The sequence below is a fragment of the Apibacter sp. ESL0432 genome, assembly GCF_019469225.1.
Lineage (GTDB): Bacteria > Bacteroidota > Bacteroidia > Flavobacteriales > Weeksellaceae > Apibacter.
In genome coordinates, this window is record NZ_CP048266.1 from 1,371,563 (window position 1) to 1,388,570 (window position 17,008).

Below are 17,008 nucleotides of genomic sequence, written 5' to 3' on the forward strand. Positions count from 1 at the left end.
TTAGCAATAAATTTTCAATTTGTAGTTAGTTAGTTACCTTTAATTAGTATTTTATTTTCAACGGTGAAAAATTTTACTTCGATTTATTGTGAAATATTTATACCATGCTTTTTTTTCTTGATTATATCCATATGGATTATAACGTTCATATCCGTAACCACCTTTTAAATCCACATTGTTAATCAATATGGCTGTTTTATGTTTATCAAATTTTCCTTCTTCTTGTAACTGAACCAAAATATCTAACATATTCTTTTGTAAGTAGTTGACTCTTATTAGATATATAACCAAATCAGCATACTCATTTATCAAAAGTGTATCTGTAACTACCCCTACCGGAGCTGTATCTATGATAACATAATCATAATAATCCTTACCATATTTAATTATTTCCTTAAATTTTCCATTCATTAATAATTCTGAAGGATTGGGAGCTATTCTACCCGAAGGAAGTATATCTATATTTAAAGAATGTTCGGATTTTTTATTATTAGAATAAGAATTTGAAAATATTATTTTAGATAAATCCGAAACATTCCCGGATAAATATTCTGTAATACCCTCTAAATTATTATTTATACCTAAATTTTCTCTAACTTTAGGTTTGCGAATATCTGCCTCAACCAACAATACTCTTTTATTAGCCAATGCTAAAGTATAAGCTAAATTTAGGGATGTATAAGTTTTTCCTTCTCCACTTATTGTTGAGGTAACATAAATACATTTATTTTTATATACCGATTCAGACAATAAAAAATTTACATTAGTTCGTAAAATTCTAAATGCCTCAGCTGAAGAGGAATTAGTACTTTGGATATCAACCATATCATTTTCTGCTTTTGGAATGTAACCTAAAAATGGAAAATTTGATATAACATTTTCTATCTCTTTTTTAGATTTTACTTTATCATCAAAAAAGAAATTTACATATAAAATCCCCATTGGAATTATTAATCCCATTATGGCTGATATAAATAAAATAATATAGGGCTTAGGATAAACCGGTTGATTGGAATAATATGCTGTATCCACCACTTTAACTACGTTAGGGGTTGAAGAGGTAGCAATTTCTGTTTCTTCTCTTTTTTGAAGTAATAATAAAAATAAAGATTCTATAGTCTGCTGTTTTCTAAAAATATCTTTAAATCCTCTTTCTTTTGCCGGAAGATCTGATATTTTATTTGAAACTTGCCCCATTTGCTTTTGCAAATTACCAATAGCAATGCTAGTTGAATTTTTATAATTTTTTAAACTTTTTCTTAAATTATTATTATAATCACGAATTTGAATATCTAAATTTTTAACAATAGGATTTTCCGGGGTTGAACTTTTTAGTAAATTATCTCTTTCAAGTATTAATTTATTAAATTCTTGTGTAGTAGATACTATAGACGCATCATTAAGTCCAATATTTGAAGGTAATAAAGAATTATTATTAGAACCAATAAAGTTTTCCATATAATCGATTAAGCTCAACTGTATAGAATATTGTTTAAGCTGTTCTTCTATTCTTGAAGATTCTTGTACTTGCTTTCTTCCTTCCGTTTCAACATCAATGATTTTTTTACTCGATTTAAACTTCTCCATATGATCATCTGCATTGCTTAAATCTTTAGATATCAATGATAATCTATCATTTATAAATGATATTGTATTTTGGCCTATTTTGTATTTATCATCAATAATATCCTCTTGAAGTTGTAAAACTAAAAGATCTATAACTTTATTTGCATTTTCTGGTAAAATGCTTTGTAAACCTAAGTTAATAATATTTCCATTTTTAGAAACATTTTCAATTTCAAGAGAATTAATATATTCTAATGTTACATCGATTATGGGATTAAGGGATATAAATAATTGATCTCCAGATTCTGATTTTGGATTACGAACGAAAAGTATATCTCCAAAAGGAAATTTCACCGGTTCATTAAATTTCCCATTAAATACACTGTCTTTTTTTAAATCTTTACATGTAAATTTTTCATTATCATCAATAATAACTTCTAAATTAATGGGTTTATCAATTAAATATTTAGATTTTTCATCAATAAATTTTATCGAAACACCGGCATCTTTTTTATAAATTTGTTTGGTTATAAACCCGTTTTTCTCACTATATTGAACGTTTAAATCTAATTTATCAATTACTTTAGATAATAATCGACGTGATTTTAACATTTCTATCCAATCATCTATATTATTCCTAGTTAAATCCGTAAATTCAGTTATTTCCATCATTCCGGATAAAGCCAAATTATCGTGATTACCCGTATTGATAAGAATTTTTGATTCTGATAAATATTTTTTAGGAGTAACATACAAATATAAAAACCCTAAAGAAATTGTGATTATTATAGAAAAGATAATCCATTTCCAATATAATAAATAACGATAAGCCAAATCTTTTATATCTAGATCATCTTCTTCTTTGGAATAAAAATTTTTATTATAATTTTTCATTATATATAATTATTTAACGGGTAATAATTGAAATCACAGATAATATAATACCTGCCAAAGATATAAAGACAGAATTTGTAGCACTATAGGCCGATGAGTTGGTTTTTGCTCCATTCGGATGAACATAAATCACATCATTTTGAGATAAATAGTATACCGGAGATCTAAAAATTTCATTTGATGTTAAATCAACATGTGTAAAAGTTTTATTTCCATCCTTATCACGAATCACTATTATATCTTTCCTTTTTCCATAAATTGTTAAATCACCTGCTAAACCTAAGGCTTCTAAAATCGTAATTTTTTCATTGGATAGTGTATAGGTTCCCGGTTTAGATACTTCTCCTAATACTGTAATTCTAAAATTAGATATATGAATATTGACAGAAGGGTCTTTGATATAAACTCTTAGTTTTTCTCTCATAAAATCCATCGCCTGAGATCGAGTTAATCCACCTAATTTTAATTTCCCTAAAACAGGAAAATCTATTTCACCATTTTCATCTATCAAATAGGTTTTCAATCTTGGGTTGGTAGACGTGATGCTTTCAGAGCCTGCTGCATTAGCATTATAAGGACTCTGTTGATTAAATGGAAGTGTTGATTCCAAATCTAAGGCAGAAATAGTTATAATTAATAAATCATCCGGTTTTAGTGTTGGCACATATTTATACACTTCTTTTAATATAGTTTCATTACCTTGAAAATAATATAGTTTTTTTTTTGAAGCGCAAGATGAAAGGCAAATAAGGAATAATACTACTATTATTGAAACAATATAAGAACTAGTTTTTTTCATTAGTTTATTCATTAGTTTTATACTTAAAAATTTATTTAAAATCTTTTAAATTATAATAATACTATACTATATAATCTTATAATTTAACTAAAAACAACCTTTATATATTAATAATAAATCTTAATTTAGAAATATAAAAAGATCGTCTTTTAGGTTGTATAAAATTTTTCTCTTAATTTTTATTTTAATTCACAAAAATAAACTATTTTACTTTTAATTTCAAAATATAAATTTAATTTAAAATTTAGGTTTACTTTTATCTTTAAATTAGCTAAAAACTATATAATTAATCAATAAATAACTTTGAGGAATTGTTAATATTTAAGAGCTAAATTTTATCATTAATTAACAAAAAAACAGATTGTAAAATGTTTATATAATAAATTATCCAAAAATTATATACTTTTTAATGGTAAAATTTATAATTATAAATATAATTAATAAATAATTTATATCAATAAAAATAAGAACAACTATTAATCTACCTTAATTTATTATTTATTTTCTTATACATTAAATTAATCATGCCATCAGCAGCACCAATTTTTGGAACATGAATTCGTGTGGAATGTGCAAATTTCATGACCGAATTATATATTAATAATGCCGGAACAATTACATCTGCCCTATCCGGTTTCATATTAAATTTTTCAATTCTTTCCTCATAAGAAATGCCTTTATATAGTTCGTACTGATGATGTATATAAGAAGCCGAAAGAAATTTACCTTCTTTTTTTCCTGAATTTTTAAATACAAAATTTATATTTCCTCCTGATCCTATTAAATCCACGGATTTACCTTTTGTTATTTTAGTCACCCAGGGTTTAATGACATTTGTTAGATAATTTTCATCTACCTTTTTATCTAATAATCTAACGGTTCCTATAGGAAAAGATTGACTATGATGAACTTTACCTTTATTTAAAAGGGATATTTCCGTACTGCCCCCTCCAACATCTACGAATAAATAATAATTATCGGAATACAAAAAATTTTTAAGTTCTGAACTAAAAATGATCTTTGCTTCTTCTTCTCCGGAGATGATATCTATTTTAATTCCACTTTTGTCTTTTATATAATTGATAACATCTTTGGAATTTGAAGCTTCTCGCATAGCAGAGGTTGCAAATGCTCTATACTCATCCACATTATAAACTTTCATCAATAAGCTATAAGCTGTCATTGCATCATTTAACCGCACCATAGTTTTTTTAGATATTTTCTTATCTGTAAAAACATCTTGTCCCAATCTTATAGGTACACGAACTAAGCTGGTCTTATTAAATGTTACAGTTTCTTTAGTTTCATAAATGGTATTTATTAGTAGTCGTACTGCATTAGAACCAATATCTATAGCAGCATAGGTTAATATATTCATCATTTATTTAACTCTTTAATATATTGGTATATTGTTTCTTGAGAACGGTTTTTCTTTTTTCTGTTTTTCTGGTAGGGTTCCTCAAATCCTTCTTGTATCAAACGTCCTTTGACATTATCGTTAAAACCTAGTTCGAAAATTTTCATAATCTCCTGTTTATTTTTTGCGCTGATAATAGGACATGCTACTTCTACTCTATGATCAAGATTTCTTGCCATAATATCCGCCGATGAAATATAAATGAGGTCATCACCTCCATTTTTAAACCAATACACTCGCGGATGCTCTAAAAATTTATCTACAACACTAATTATTTTAATATGATCACTTAAACCGGGAACTTGAGGGATAATAGAACAAATGCCCCGTACGACCATTCGAACTTCCACTCCCATTTTACTGGCTTCATATAAATAATCAATGATTTCTTTATCACATATACTATTAACTTTAATATTAATTTGCGCGGGTAATCCGTTTTTTTTATTGTTTATTTCCCGTTCAATACCTTGTATAATTTTTCGACGTATTCCCCAAGGGCTTACTGCTATGTCTTTATAATGTTTAACTAAATAATTGGCATTAAAAAAATCAAAAACTTGGTCCACTTGTTTTACTATAGCTTCATTAGCTGTAAAAAGAGTAAAATCCGTGTACAATCGTGCGGTACCCTCATGAAAATTTCCTGTTGAAATAAATGCATATTTAGTAGCTGCACCTCGTTGAGGTTCTCTTTCTACAATTCCAATTTTTGAATGGACTTTTAATCCGGGAACTCCAAAAATTACCTTGACTCCTTCATCTTGTAATTGCTTCGACCATTTTATATTATGAGCTTCATCAAATCTTGCCCTTAATTCTAAAACTGCCGTTACTTCTTTTCCATTCCTTGCAGCATTGAGTATGGCACTTAGAACTTGGGAGTCACTGGCAACCCTGTATATGGTTATTTTTATTTTTTTTACTTTTGGATCGATAGCCGCTCCTCTTAAAAATTTTAAAAAAACAGAATAATCATAATACGGAGCATAAAGTAAAGTATCTTCTTTGGCAAAAGCCTTAAAATAGTTTTTTTCTCCTTTTAAAATTTTAGGAATAACAGGTTCTATTTTTTTATATTCCAGATCTTGTCGCCCTAAGGTAGGAAATTTCATAAAATCTTTTTTATTATGATATTTTCCTCCGGGTGCTAAACTATCGTATTCATCAAGATCAAACATTTTCTTTAAGAACCTGAGCGTTTTAGGATCAATAGTTTTATCGTATACTAAGCGGACCGGTAATCCTTTTAATCTTTCTTTTAAGGCAACGGCTATGCTATCTACATAACTGACTTGCACATCGTTATCAATGGACAGATCCGCATCTTTCGTTAATTTTATGGATTTACCCTCGATGGTCTCGAATTTAAAAAATTGAAAGATATCTTTTAAATGATATCTAATAATATCCTCAAGAAATATTACATAATGTTTATCATTAATATCAGGTAAGACTAAAAAACGCGAAAATCTGTCCGAAGGAACTTCAATAAGTGCATATTGTTGATTTCCATTTTTTTTAGTCATGGTTACTATTAAATAAAAAACATTATCTCTAAGGTTGATTGTTTTATCTCCCTCTTTCCAATATAATATAGTTAAATTATGACTTAATTTATTTTCAAAAAAATCTTGAACGAAAGGTTTCAAACTCTCGGGTAAGGTCTTATCATCAACTAATAAGGTTTTTTCTTTAGCCAGCTCCTTAATAATTTGTTCATACAATTTATCATATTTTTCTTGCTGATGAGCAACCGTCATATTAATCTCTTCCAATAAATTTACATCTTCTTGACTCTCAACAATATTATTATATTTTCTGTTGAATTGAACCATTCGAGCTATATAAGCATACCTTACTTTATAAAATTCATCTAAATTGTTAGAATATATTCCTAAAAAACGAAGTCTTTCCAATAAAGGATTTTTTTTATCCATTGCCTCTTGAAGTACTCGAGAGTTGAATTTAAGCCAACTTATTTCCCTATTGATATATCGAAAATTAGATCTATCCATGACTAAAATTTATTATAATTAAATCTAAAAAAATTTATTCTATTTTCAAATGGGTTAAAAAAAAACAATCCATAAAATTTATGGATTGTTTTTACTATTGTTCAATTACTTTTTATTAATAATATCATTTAAAACATTGACAGATTCTCTAAGGTTAAAATCTTTTTTCATTCCTTTGTACCAATCTTCACGTTTTGCTTTAAGGACAGTATCTTCTTTAAACTTGACTAACTCGTAAGCCGGAGCCTCTACTTTTATTTTTGCATCAAAATTAGTTTCCTTTTCATATACTTTACTTTGATCCCTTCTTTTATTCATTTCCTGCATAAACTTATCATACTTTAGCGGAATTTTAGTAATCTTTTCCAATTCTTTTGTCCATTTACCTGCTTTCTCTATAGACGAAACATAGGTACTGCCTTTTAATCTTTCTGCACTTCTTGCTTTAAGATATTCATAATCTATTTTAGGAGTACCATTCCAGGTAGAATAATTTGTTGGATATATCTGATCCCACGGTAAAGCATATTCTTGAGACTTTTCAAAGATATCAGAATAGGAAAAAATACCGGGAATAACTATATCGGAATTTACCCCTTTCAACTGAGTTGAACTTCCGTTTATCCTATAAAATTTTTGAATAGTTACCTTTAAGGCCCCGAACTTATCGTCTTTCATACCAAATCGATCCAAAGGAAAGATAGTTTGTACCGTTCCTTTACCATATGTTTGAGAAGGTCCGACAACCACAGCCCTATGATAATCTTGCATAGCTCCGGCCAGTATTTCTGACGCAGACGCTGAAAGTTCATTGGTCATAAGAATTAAAGGCCCATCCCAAACAATATCTTTTTCTTTGCTGTCTAATACTTTTATTTTTCCACCGGAATCTTTCACTTGAACTACGGGCCCCTTTCCTACAAATAATCCGGTTATATCAACCACCTCAGACAATGATCCTCCCCCGTTGTTTCTTACGTCCATAATCAAACCGGTAATTCCTTGCTTTTTTAATTCATTAATTTCTCTTTTGATATCATCGGAACAATCTCTACCTTTACTGTTACTCTCTAGATTCACATAAAATTCTGGCAAATACAATATACCGAATTTATTACCTTTTTCATCCGTTATAATCGCACTTCTAACAAAGGTTTCTTGAATTTCAATTTCCTCTCTTACTAAAGTTACCGTTTTGGTACTTCCGTCCTTTTTCTCTAAAGTTAATACTACCGTAGTTTTTTCTTCACCTCTTATTAATCGAATGGCATCATCTAATAACATTCCTACTACACTTACCGGATTACCATTTTTACCTTGTTGTACTTTAATTATTTTATCTCCTGCCTCAATTTCTTTAGATTTCCAAGCCGGACCACCAATTACTAGTTCCCTGATCGTAGGATATCCTTTAATATCTTGTAATGTTGCACCAATTCCTATAATTTTACCACTTATAGAGCTGTTAAAATTTTCTTTATCTTTAGGTGAAAAGTAGGTAGTGTGAATGTCAAAAACTTCCGTGTATGCATTGACAAATATGGAAAATAGATCAGATTTTTTTCTTAATTTTATTTGTCTAAAGTATTCTGACAAGTTTTCTTTAACTTTTTTTACGGCATCTGCTTCTATTTCTTCTTTTGTTTTAGGCTTTTCAATTTTTTTGGTAACTTTTTTACTGATCGAATCCGTTTTTATGGAGTCACTAGTATTAATGCTATCTTTTACGTTTTGAGTATTAAATATTTCCTGTAGTATTCTATATTTAATGTAAGATTTCCAATACTGTTTTGCCTGATCTTTATTTTTTGGGAATTTTCTTTTTTTATCATCAGAATAAAAATAATCATCATTAGAGAAGGTAATTGGCTGACTGAAAATATCATTAACATATTGTTCCGTTTCATCAATTCTTTTATACAACCTATCGATAGTTAAATGATAAAATGAAACATCATTATTAATAAACATATCACTCATTTTATCTCTGTATTCAGAAAACTCATCCATATCAGAATCCAGAAAATATCTTTTAAACGGATCTAAGTCTTCCATATATTTTTTAAAAACATCCCTTGAATAAGACACATCTAAATTTTTAGGCGCATAGCTTGTAAAAAGTAGTGTTTCTCTAACTCTTTTAATTATCTCTCTTTCATTGTCGGCATGAGAAGAAGCATTAAAACAAAACACTAACAGGCTCATGGAACATAGCGATAAAAATATCCAGGTCTTTTTTAAATTAAGCATCGGTTTACGTATATTATTTGTAATTTTAAAAAATAAATTCAAAGATACTATATTTTTACAAGGAAAAATCTTAGTTTTGTTATAAATTTTAAATTTCATTGAAATCCTATGGAAAAGCCTTTAATCTTAGTTACCAATGACGACGGAATCAATGCTCCGGGAATACGTGAGTTGATTGATATTATGAATGAAATCGGTGAAGTATATGTTGTTGCTCCGGATAAGCCTCAAAGTGGAATGGGACATGCAGTAACCATTCATTCCACTATTCGTGCAGAAAAAATGTATATTGAAAATGATTCCCGCAGAGAATGGGCTTGTAGCGGTACTCCTGTGGATTGTGTGAAATTAGCCATTGATCAATTATTACCCCGAAAACCGGATATTTGTGTCTCCGGAATTAATCACGGTTCCAATTCCTCAATTAATGTAATTTACTCCGGAACGATGTCTGCTGCCATTGAAGGAGGTATTGAAGGAATTCCTTCCGTTGGTTTCTCTCTTTGCGATTTTTCATATAATGCAAATTTCAAATCAGCCAGAAAACATATAAAATCAATATGTGAAAATATTTTAAAGTATGGATTACCGGAAGGGGTCGTTCTCAACGTAAATATTCCTAAAGCCGAAGAAAAAGATATTCAAGGAATTAAAATTTGCAGACAGGCAAATGCTCATTGGGATGAAGAATTTGACCGTCGAATTGATCCTAAAGGCAAAACTTATTATTGGATGACGGGTAACTGGTGTAACTCAGATAAGGGAGATGACACGGACGAATGGGCGTTAGAGAATAATTTTATAAGTATAGTTCCCGTTCAATTTGATTTAACTGCTTACCATTTTATGGAAAAAATTAAACAATGGAATTTTGAAATAAAATAATTTGATTTTAAATAAATTTTAAAAAAGAAATATTTCAAATGTTGGTTGTTATTGGTATATGTATTTTTGCAATTTTGGGGATAATTCTTTTTGCTATATTGAATAATAAAAAATAGATTCTATATTAAGCTTTTCTCTTCAAAACAATTTAAAATCATATTGATATTAAGGATTATTTTGCAATAGTTTATTAAATTCTTTCTTAAAATCAACTTTTTGAATTTCTTCCTCTACTTTAGGAAATAAGAATATTTTATCGAATATACCTAATCCGATAGTTTTCCATTGATCATGATATAAGATTTGAATGGTAGAAAACAGATAATAATTTTCTCTTCGTATATGAGTATCCATCATGTAAGTAACGATCTTATCACTGATGACGGGAATAATATTCTTACTAAATTCAGCTAAAAATTTAAGATGAGGATCTTTGTTTTCATTTAGTTCATCCCCCATTTTCTGATTCATAATGGACGTTAATTTATCTTTTATAAATGCTTGGTGCATTTCTTTGTCCGGATTAGTAATAAAAAGACTACCATTCAGTAGTATAATAACAAAAATAAATAAATACCTTAATTTCATAATTCTTCAAATTAGCAGTTGTAAAGGTAAGCTAAAAATTATATAAAACTATTTTATTGTTCTGAATAACAAAACAGTAATATAAAATTTTATATAAAAAATCACCTTCTTCATTTAAATAAAACTCATATTTTTGTGTAAATATTATTCGGAAATGGGCAATTATAATTTTGATCAAATCATAGATAGAAAAAATACAGATTCACTTAAATTTGGAGTACTTAAAGAAAGATTTGGAAGAGATGATCTTATCCCTCTTTGGGTTGCAGATATGGATTTTCAATCTCCAAAGGAACTTGTTGATGCTATGGTTGAAAGGTCAAAGAACGGAATTTTTGGATATCCTTATGTTTCCAATGAATACTATCAATCAATCTGTAATTGGCAATGGAAACAACATCAATGGAAAGTAAGCAAAGAAGAGATTAGTTATTTACCCGGAGTAGTCAAAGGAATTGCTTTTGCTATAGATGTCTTTTCAGAAAAAGGAGACCAAATTATAATTCAACCGCCCGTTTATCATCCTTTTCGCACTATAACCCAATTACATGACAGAGAAGTGGTAACCAACCCTTTACTTTTAATAGGAGATCAATACAGAATGGATTTTGAGGGATTGGAAAAATTAATGACTACTAAATGTAAAATTTTATTACTCTCGAATCCCCACAATCCCGGAGGCAGAGTTTGGAGTCGAGATGAGTTGAAAAAACTTGCTGAAATTTGCTATAAAAATAAGGTTTTGGTTATCTCGGATGAAATACACTCTGACCTGGTATTATTTGGAAATAAACATGTTCCTTTTGCAACAGTTTCAGAAGAAGCAGAACTAAACAGCATTACCCTTAGTGCACCTTCCAAAACGTTCAATATAGCCGGTTTGGTTACCTCCTACTCCATTATTAAAAACAAAAATTTAAGAGAGCGTTATCATAAATATTTGGTTAGCAATGAATTGAATCAAGGAAGTATATTTGCCTATCTGGCCATACAAATTGCGTATGAAAAAGGAGAAGAATGGATGAATCAATTAAAAAAGTATATCGAAGAAAATACTAAATATGTTGACCAATTCCTAAAATCAAACTGTTCAAAAATCAAAGTAATCATACCGGAAGCATCATTTTTGATATGGCTGGATTGCAGAGAATTAAAATTATCTCAAAAAGAATTGAATTCGTTTTTTATAGAGAAAGCTCGTTTAGCATTAAATGATGGAGCTATGTTTGGTAAGGAAGGTACAGGATTTATGAGGATGAACGTCGGATGTCCTCGATCTGTACTTGATGTTGCTTTAAAACAATTATCAGATGCTGTCAGTCAATTATAATTAGGTTTATTATTTTAACTAATCATTAACTTATTTATAATTAAAATAAATTAGTAGTTAACTTTTTACTTTTCGATCACATTATCAGCATGTTAGATCCTATTATACATATACATGTTAAAAATCATATAAATAAAAAATGATAAATTATCTAGTTTTATCTTTGAAAAAGGAGTTATATGAAAAACATTTATATTATATTGTTAACTTTCATCTTATTCACGCCAATATTTATTAAATCCCAGAATGTAAGTTTACTTGCAATTGCCTCAACAGCTCAGGTAAATCAAAAAACTTCTGCGAATTCTAATGAAATAAAATCAGAGGAAACTAAAAAAGAAACCATTTCTAATTCGAATGCAACGAATGAAAATAACGCCCCTTTAAAATTTATAACACAATTAGGGTTATTATTAATCGTTATTTATTTTGGTATAAAAAAAGGAGGAGTTTCCTTAGGTTTATTAGGGGGATTTGGAGTGGCCATATTAGTTTTATTATTCAGGGATTCTCCCGGATTACCTCCCATTGATGTAATGCTTATAATACTTGCCGTAGTTACTGCTTCTTCAACCTTAGAGGCCACCGGTGCACTCGGTATGTTGGTGAGTTTTGCGGAAAGAATTTTACGTAAAAATCCAAAATATATTGTCTATTTAGCTCCTTTATCCACTTTCTTTTTAACCATGCTTGTAGGAACCGGTCATGCTGTATATCCATTATTACCGGTTATTTACGATGTATCTTTTAAACAAAAAATTAGACCCGAACGACCTATGGCGGTAGCTTCCATAGCCAGTCAAATGGGAATTACAGCCAGTCCTATAGCAGCAGCAACAGCTGCTATGATCGGTGTAGCCTATAAAGCCGGAGTTACCATAAATTTAATTGACATTTTATTAGTTACCGCACCTTCTTGTTTTTTAGGAGTGATGTTAGCTGCAACTTGGAGTTTAAACAGAGGAAAAGATCTCGATAAAGATCCTGCATTTTTAAAGAAAATGGAAGATCCTGATATGAAAGCCTATATAGTAGGCGATTTAGAAAGATCTGAAAGTACTAAACCTTCAAAAGATGCTAAAATATCATTAAGCTTATTCTTTATTGGTATCCTATTTATTATCTTAATTGCTTTATTCCCGGATTCAATTTTACCAAAAAATAACGGCAAAACTATTCCAATGACCAGCGTATTGCAATTTATCATGTTAGGAGTTGGTGCTATTATAGTCTTAATAACCGGAGTTAAAGCTAAATCTATATCGGATACTAAGGTTTTTAATGCGGGAATGATTGCTGTAATTATGATTTTTGGTATAGCTTGGATGAGTGAAACCGTAATAAAAAATAATGAATCCTACTTATTGTCTTTAATAAGTGATATGGTGAAAGAACGTCCCTGGACATTTGCCATAGCCATGTTCTGTGTGTCTATGTTTTTAAAAAGTCAAGCAGCCACAATATTGGTTATGATGCCCATTGGATTTATGCTACATATACCTGTATCCATTTTAATTGGGTGTATTCCTGCATCGTATGCTTACTTCTTTTTTGCTTTTTATCCATCAGATTTAGCGACCATAAATTTTGATAGAACAGGAACAACCCATATCGGAAAATATATTCTCAATCACAGTTTTATGATACCGGGTTTAATCGGTGTAATTTCAGCTACAGCCATTGCTCTATTTTTATCCTATTACGTAGTTAATTAAATTAACTGATTAACTATTTTTTAATCTCAAGAAATTGATAAGTGTTTCAATGGATATAAAACTGTATTCATTTTGATTCTTATAAAGAAGATAAAATACGGAATCTTTTTCTAAAATTTGGATGGATGCTTGATCAGAAATAACAAAATTATTTTTTACCAAAGCTTTTTTTAACCAGTATGCAGATTGTGAATTGGAATCTACTCGTACCGTTTTAGAATTATCAGATTTGAAAAAATTATATTCATTAGCTTGATAATCAAAACTTATGGTATCGTTTACAAAATAATCATATAAGTTGTATCTGTTAGCAACATCTTCTGTAAAACCTGTATGTAACAAATCATCTTTTATAAACCATAATCGGTCTGCTATAGCAAGGCCTAAGGATAAATCATGAGAAGTGAATAAAATAGATTTACCCTGATCGTGGGCATACATTTTAATTACATTCATGATTTCTAATTTATTAGCTATATCTAAATGTGAGGTAGGTTCATCTAAAATTAATATTGGACAATTTTGAACTAAAGCTCTGGCAATCATCACCTTTTGAAGATTACCATCCGAAAGTTTAGTTATATTATATTCTCTATATTGGCTAAGATTCAACAGGTGCAGTATATCGTCAATAGCTTCAATCTCTTTTTTTGTAAGACTCTGATACCATTTTTTATAAGGATATCTACCTAAAGCCACTAAATCAAAAACCCGTAGAGAGGAGCTAACAGGGTTTTGAGAAAGAACTACCGCAAGATATTTTCCTGTTTCTAGGGGTGAGATTTCAGAAATATTTTTACCCACAATTTTTATTGATCCCTCAAGCAAAGGGAGTTCTCCATAAATGGTTTTTAATAATGTTGTCTTTCCACTTCCGTTTTTTCCAGTCAAAAGTATAATTTCTCCTTTTTTCACGGTAGCATTTATCCCTGAGAGAATTGGCGATTGATAACCTATGGATAGATTATGAAATTCAAGTATAGAATTACTGTTTGTTTCCAAAGGATTAATTTTTAAATCTGTCTTTTAAAATTATAAATAATATTGTTGGTACACCAATCAAAGAGGAAAGTATATTTACAGGCAATTGCGTATAGCTCATAATAAGGCTTACCAATAACATAAATCCGCTGCCTATTAAAATATTTAAATTAACTTGAGCCCAAAGTGCGGCAGGATTCCAAATTTGTCTGCAAAAATGCGGAATAATAATACCTACAAATACAATCGGTCCAAGCATAGCGGTTGTACTTCCCGTGAGTAAGCAGACGGCTATCAGAATATTAATTTTAAGCTTCGCCATATTCACTCCTAAAACCTTTGCATACTCTTCTCCCATGAGATAACCTATTAATTTTTTTACCGACATAAAAGCCGGAAGTAGTCCCAGTATCGTGCAAATTGTATAAACTGAAATTTGATTTCCGGATAATCCTTCAAATGAACCAAAAGACCAATATACGTATTGTTTGAGAGATTCAGACTGTGAGTAAAATTGTAAAGTACTGATTAATGACCCACAAAAAGAGGATAAAAGAAAACCAATAATAATAAATGTGGAAATATTCTTAATTTCTTTGGATATAAACAATAACAGGAGTGAAGTAAGCAAGGCACCCGTAAAAGCACTTATGATAAGTAACCAACCTTCTAGCCATTGATATTGAAGAAAGAAAAGTCCTCCACCTAAAAAAATAAGCAATGCTACAGCTAAAGCTGAAGCAGATGTAATTCCTAAAACGGAAGGTTCTGCTAAAGGATTTTTAAAAAGTTCTTGAAGTAAAAATCCACTAACGGGTAATGATATCCCTGCTAATACTAAAGCTACCGTCCTGTTAAATCGATACGATATAATTAATTTTTTAGTTTCTTCTTGAGTAAAAAAAAGATCGTATAAAGAAATATTTTCAAATCCGGTCAATAAATTAATAAGAAATAAGAATATACAACTTAGTAAAAGTAAAATTATAAGAAGTATAAATCTTTTTGAAAACATAAATACAAATATAAAAACTACTCGACCATTTGTAGTGAATAATCTAGTAAATTCTGTTATCAAATTAGTATTTTTGCATTGAATTTTAACTTTATGCCTGAATATATTGATTTTTTTGTTGAATTATTAGGACCTGAACATTGTTTCTACGATGAACAAAGTCTTGAATTTTATTCTTATGATCATACCGAAAATTTAAGTTTTAAACCTATGTTGGTTGTTAAGCCTGAAAATTCGGAAGAAATTTCTCAAATAGTTAAATTCTGCAATGAAAAGACGATACCTATCACAACTAGATCCGGGGGTACCGGACTAATGGGAGGAGCTTTACCTATACATGGAGGAATTGTTTTATCCATGGAAAGACTTAATAAAATTATTAAAATCGATATTCAGAACTATCAGGCTGTTGTAGAAGCTGGTGTTATCAATTACCAACTTCAACAAGCCTTAGAACCGCACGGTTTATTTTATGGTCCCGATCCTTCGAGTTGGGGCAGTTCCTATATAGGAGGAAATATTGCTACCAATGCAGGAGGATTACGAGCGGTGAAATACGGAGTCACTTCTGCTTCTGTATTGAATTTAGAAGTAGTACTCCCCAATGGAGAAATTATATGGACAGGTGCTAATACGCTTAAAAATTCAACAGGGTATAATTTAACCCAATTGTTTATTGGTAGTGAAGGTACATTAGGTATAGTTACCAAAGCCGTTTTAAAAGTTCTTACAAAACCCAAAACTGATATAACTTTGCTTATTCCTTTCCACAATTTAGAGGATTCGGCAAAGGCTGTAACGGAAATTTTTAAAAGCGGTTTACTACCCTGTTCACTTGAACTTATGGAAAGAAATGCTTTGGAACAAACCTTATTGCATTTAGATGAAAACTCTATTATTTTACAGGAAAATGTACAAGCTCATCTATTAATAAATTTTGACGGAAATTCTCAAGAAGAGCTATTACCATTACTTGAACAAACCATATCGGTTGTTGAATCGTTTCCGACAGAAGAAATTTACTTTGCTGACAATGAAACAGATAAAAACCGTTTATGGGAATTAAGAAGAAAAGTTGCTGAAATTGTAAAATCAAACGGGTATACTATTGAAGAAGATACGGTTGTACCAAGAGCTGAATTACCTAATTTGATAAAATTTGCTCATCAATTAGCTGAAAAAAATGAATGTAAAGTAGTTTGTTACGGTCACGCAGGAGATGGAAATCTACACATTCGATTCAATCATCCGAAATATAAAAATTCGTATAATAATCCGGTTATCCACGCTATGCTTTTTGAATTATTTGAGTATATCCATTCTCTTGGTGGAACAATTTCAGGAGAACATGGCATAGGATTGCTTCAAAAAACATTCTTGCCTATAGTTTTTTCAAAGGCTAATTTGCAAATCCAAAAAAACATAAAAAAAGCCCTTGACCCTAAAAATATTATGAATCCTGGAAAATTAATCCCCGATTAAAATAATCCAAATTCTATTTATGTAACAAAATTTTTAATGTAATTACTTATAATTTAATAACTAAACCT

At 29.7% G+C, this 17,008-nt stretch carries 12 protein-coding genes; 4 read left to right on the forward strand and 8 right to left on the reverse strand.

Annotated elements, in window-relative coordinates; genetic code table 11:
* Window positions 1-57: 57 nt before the first annotated feature.
* The 5 genes from GYM73_RS05795 to GYM73_RS05815 all read right to left on the reverse strand — a co-directional run bounded on the left by GYM73_RS05795 (window position 58) and on the right by GYM73_RS05815 (window position 8,944).
* Window positions 58-2,460: a tyrosine-protein kinase family protein gene (locus tag GYM73_RS05795; protein ID WP_220233253.1), complete on the reverse strand. Its 2,403-nt coding sequence runs from the start codon at window positions 2,458-2,460 to the stop codon at window positions 58-60.
* 13 nt (window positions 2,461-2,473) lie between these two features.
* Window positions 2,474-3,259, reverse strand: a complete 786-nt coding sequence (locus tag GYM73_RS05800) for a polysaccharide biosynthesis/export family protein (RefSeq protein WP_160543173.1) — start codon at window positions 3,257-3,259, stop codon at window positions 2,474-2,476.
* Between the two features lie 481 nt (window positions 3,260-3,740).
* Window positions 3,741-4,640 carry an exopolyphosphatase gene (locus GYM73_RS05805; protein ID WP_160543174.1) on the reverse strand — a complete coding sequence of 300 codons (900 nt, stop codon included), beginning with the start codon at window positions 4,638-4,640 and terminating at the stop codon, window positions 3,741-3,743.
* Window positions 4,637-6,694, reverse strand: coding sequence for a polyphosphate kinase 1 (gene ppk1, locus GYM73_RS05810; protein WP_160566531.1), 2,058 nt, complete (start codon window positions 6,692-6,694; stop codon window positions 4,637-4,639). The genes GYM73_RS05805 and ppk1 overlap by 4 nt, the downstream gene beginning before the upstream one ends.
* A gap of 105 nt (window positions 6,695-6,799) precedes the next feature.
* On the reverse strand, window positions 6,800-8,944 hold the full coding sequence (locus tag GYM73_RS05815; protein WP_220233254.1) for a carboxy terminal-processing peptidase: 2,145 nt from the start codon (window positions 8,942-8,944) through the stop codon (window positions 6,800-6,802).
* A gap of 108 nt (window positions 8,945-9,052) precedes the next feature.
* On the opposite strand from GYM73_RS05815, the gene surE reads away from it, so the two are divergent.
* Window positions 9,053-9,829, forward strand: a complete 777-nt coding sequence (gene surE / locus GYM73_RS05820; RefSeq protein WP_220233255.1) for a 5'/3'-nucleotidase SurE — start codon at window positions 9,053-9,055, stop codon at window positions 9,827-9,829.
* Between the two features lie 165 nt (window positions 9,830-9,994).
* Here surE and GYM73_RS05825 read toward each other — a convergent pair whose 3' ends face one another.
* On the reverse strand, window positions 9,995-10,417 hold the full coding sequence (locus tag GYM73_RS05825; protein WP_220233256.1) for a DUF4359 domain-containing protein: 423 nt from the start codon (window positions 10,415-10,417) through the stop codon (window positions 9,995-9,997).
* A gap of 154 nt (window positions 10,418-10,571) precedes the next feature.
* On the opposite strand from GYM73_RS05825, the gene GYM73_RS05830 reads away from it, so the two are divergent.
* Together GYM73_RS05830 and GYM73_RS05835 are read left to right on the forward strand one after the other, a co-directional pair.
* A complete protein-coding gene (locus GYM73_RS05830; RefSeq protein WP_220233257.1) occupies window positions 10,572-11,747 on the forward strand; it encodes a MalY/PatB family protein in 1,176 nt (391 codons plus the stop codon).
* Window positions 11,748-11,926: 179 nt separating this feature from the next.
* The gene (locus GYM73_RS05835) at window positions 11,927-13,462 is read left to right on the forward strand and encodes an anaerobic C4-dicarboxylate transporter (protein WP_220233258.1); all 1,536 of its coding nucleotides are present in this window, start codon (window positions 11,927-11,929) and stop codon (window positions 13,460-13,462) included.
* 9 nt (window positions 13,463-13,471) lie between these two features.
* Here the strand turns inward: GYM73_RS05835 and GYM73_RS05840 are convergent, their stop codons facing one another.
* The gene (locus tag GYM73_RS05840) at window positions 13,472-14,464 is read right to left on the reverse strand and encodes an ABC transporter ATP-binding protein (RefSeq protein ID WP_220233259.1); all 993 of its coding nucleotides are present in this window, start codon (window positions 14,462-14,464) and stop codon (window positions 13,472-13,474) included.
* A gap of 4 nt (window positions 14,465-14,468) precedes the next feature.
* Window positions 14,469-15,458, reverse strand: a complete 990-nt coding sequence (locus tag GYM73_RS05845) for an iron ABC transporter permease (protein WP_220233260.1) — start codon at window positions 15,456-15,458, stop codon at window positions 14,469-14,471.
* A gap of 93 nt (window positions 15,459-15,551) precedes the next feature.
* Between GYM73_RS05845 and GYM73_RS05850 the strand changes: the two genes are divergently transcribed.
* Complete coding sequence (locus GYM73_RS05850; RefSeq protein WP_220233261.1) at window positions 15,552-16,940, forward strand: FAD-binding oxidoreductase; 1,389 nt, start codon at window positions 15,552-15,554, stop codon at window positions 16,938-16,940.
* Window positions 16,941-17,008 lie beyond the last annotated feature (68 nt).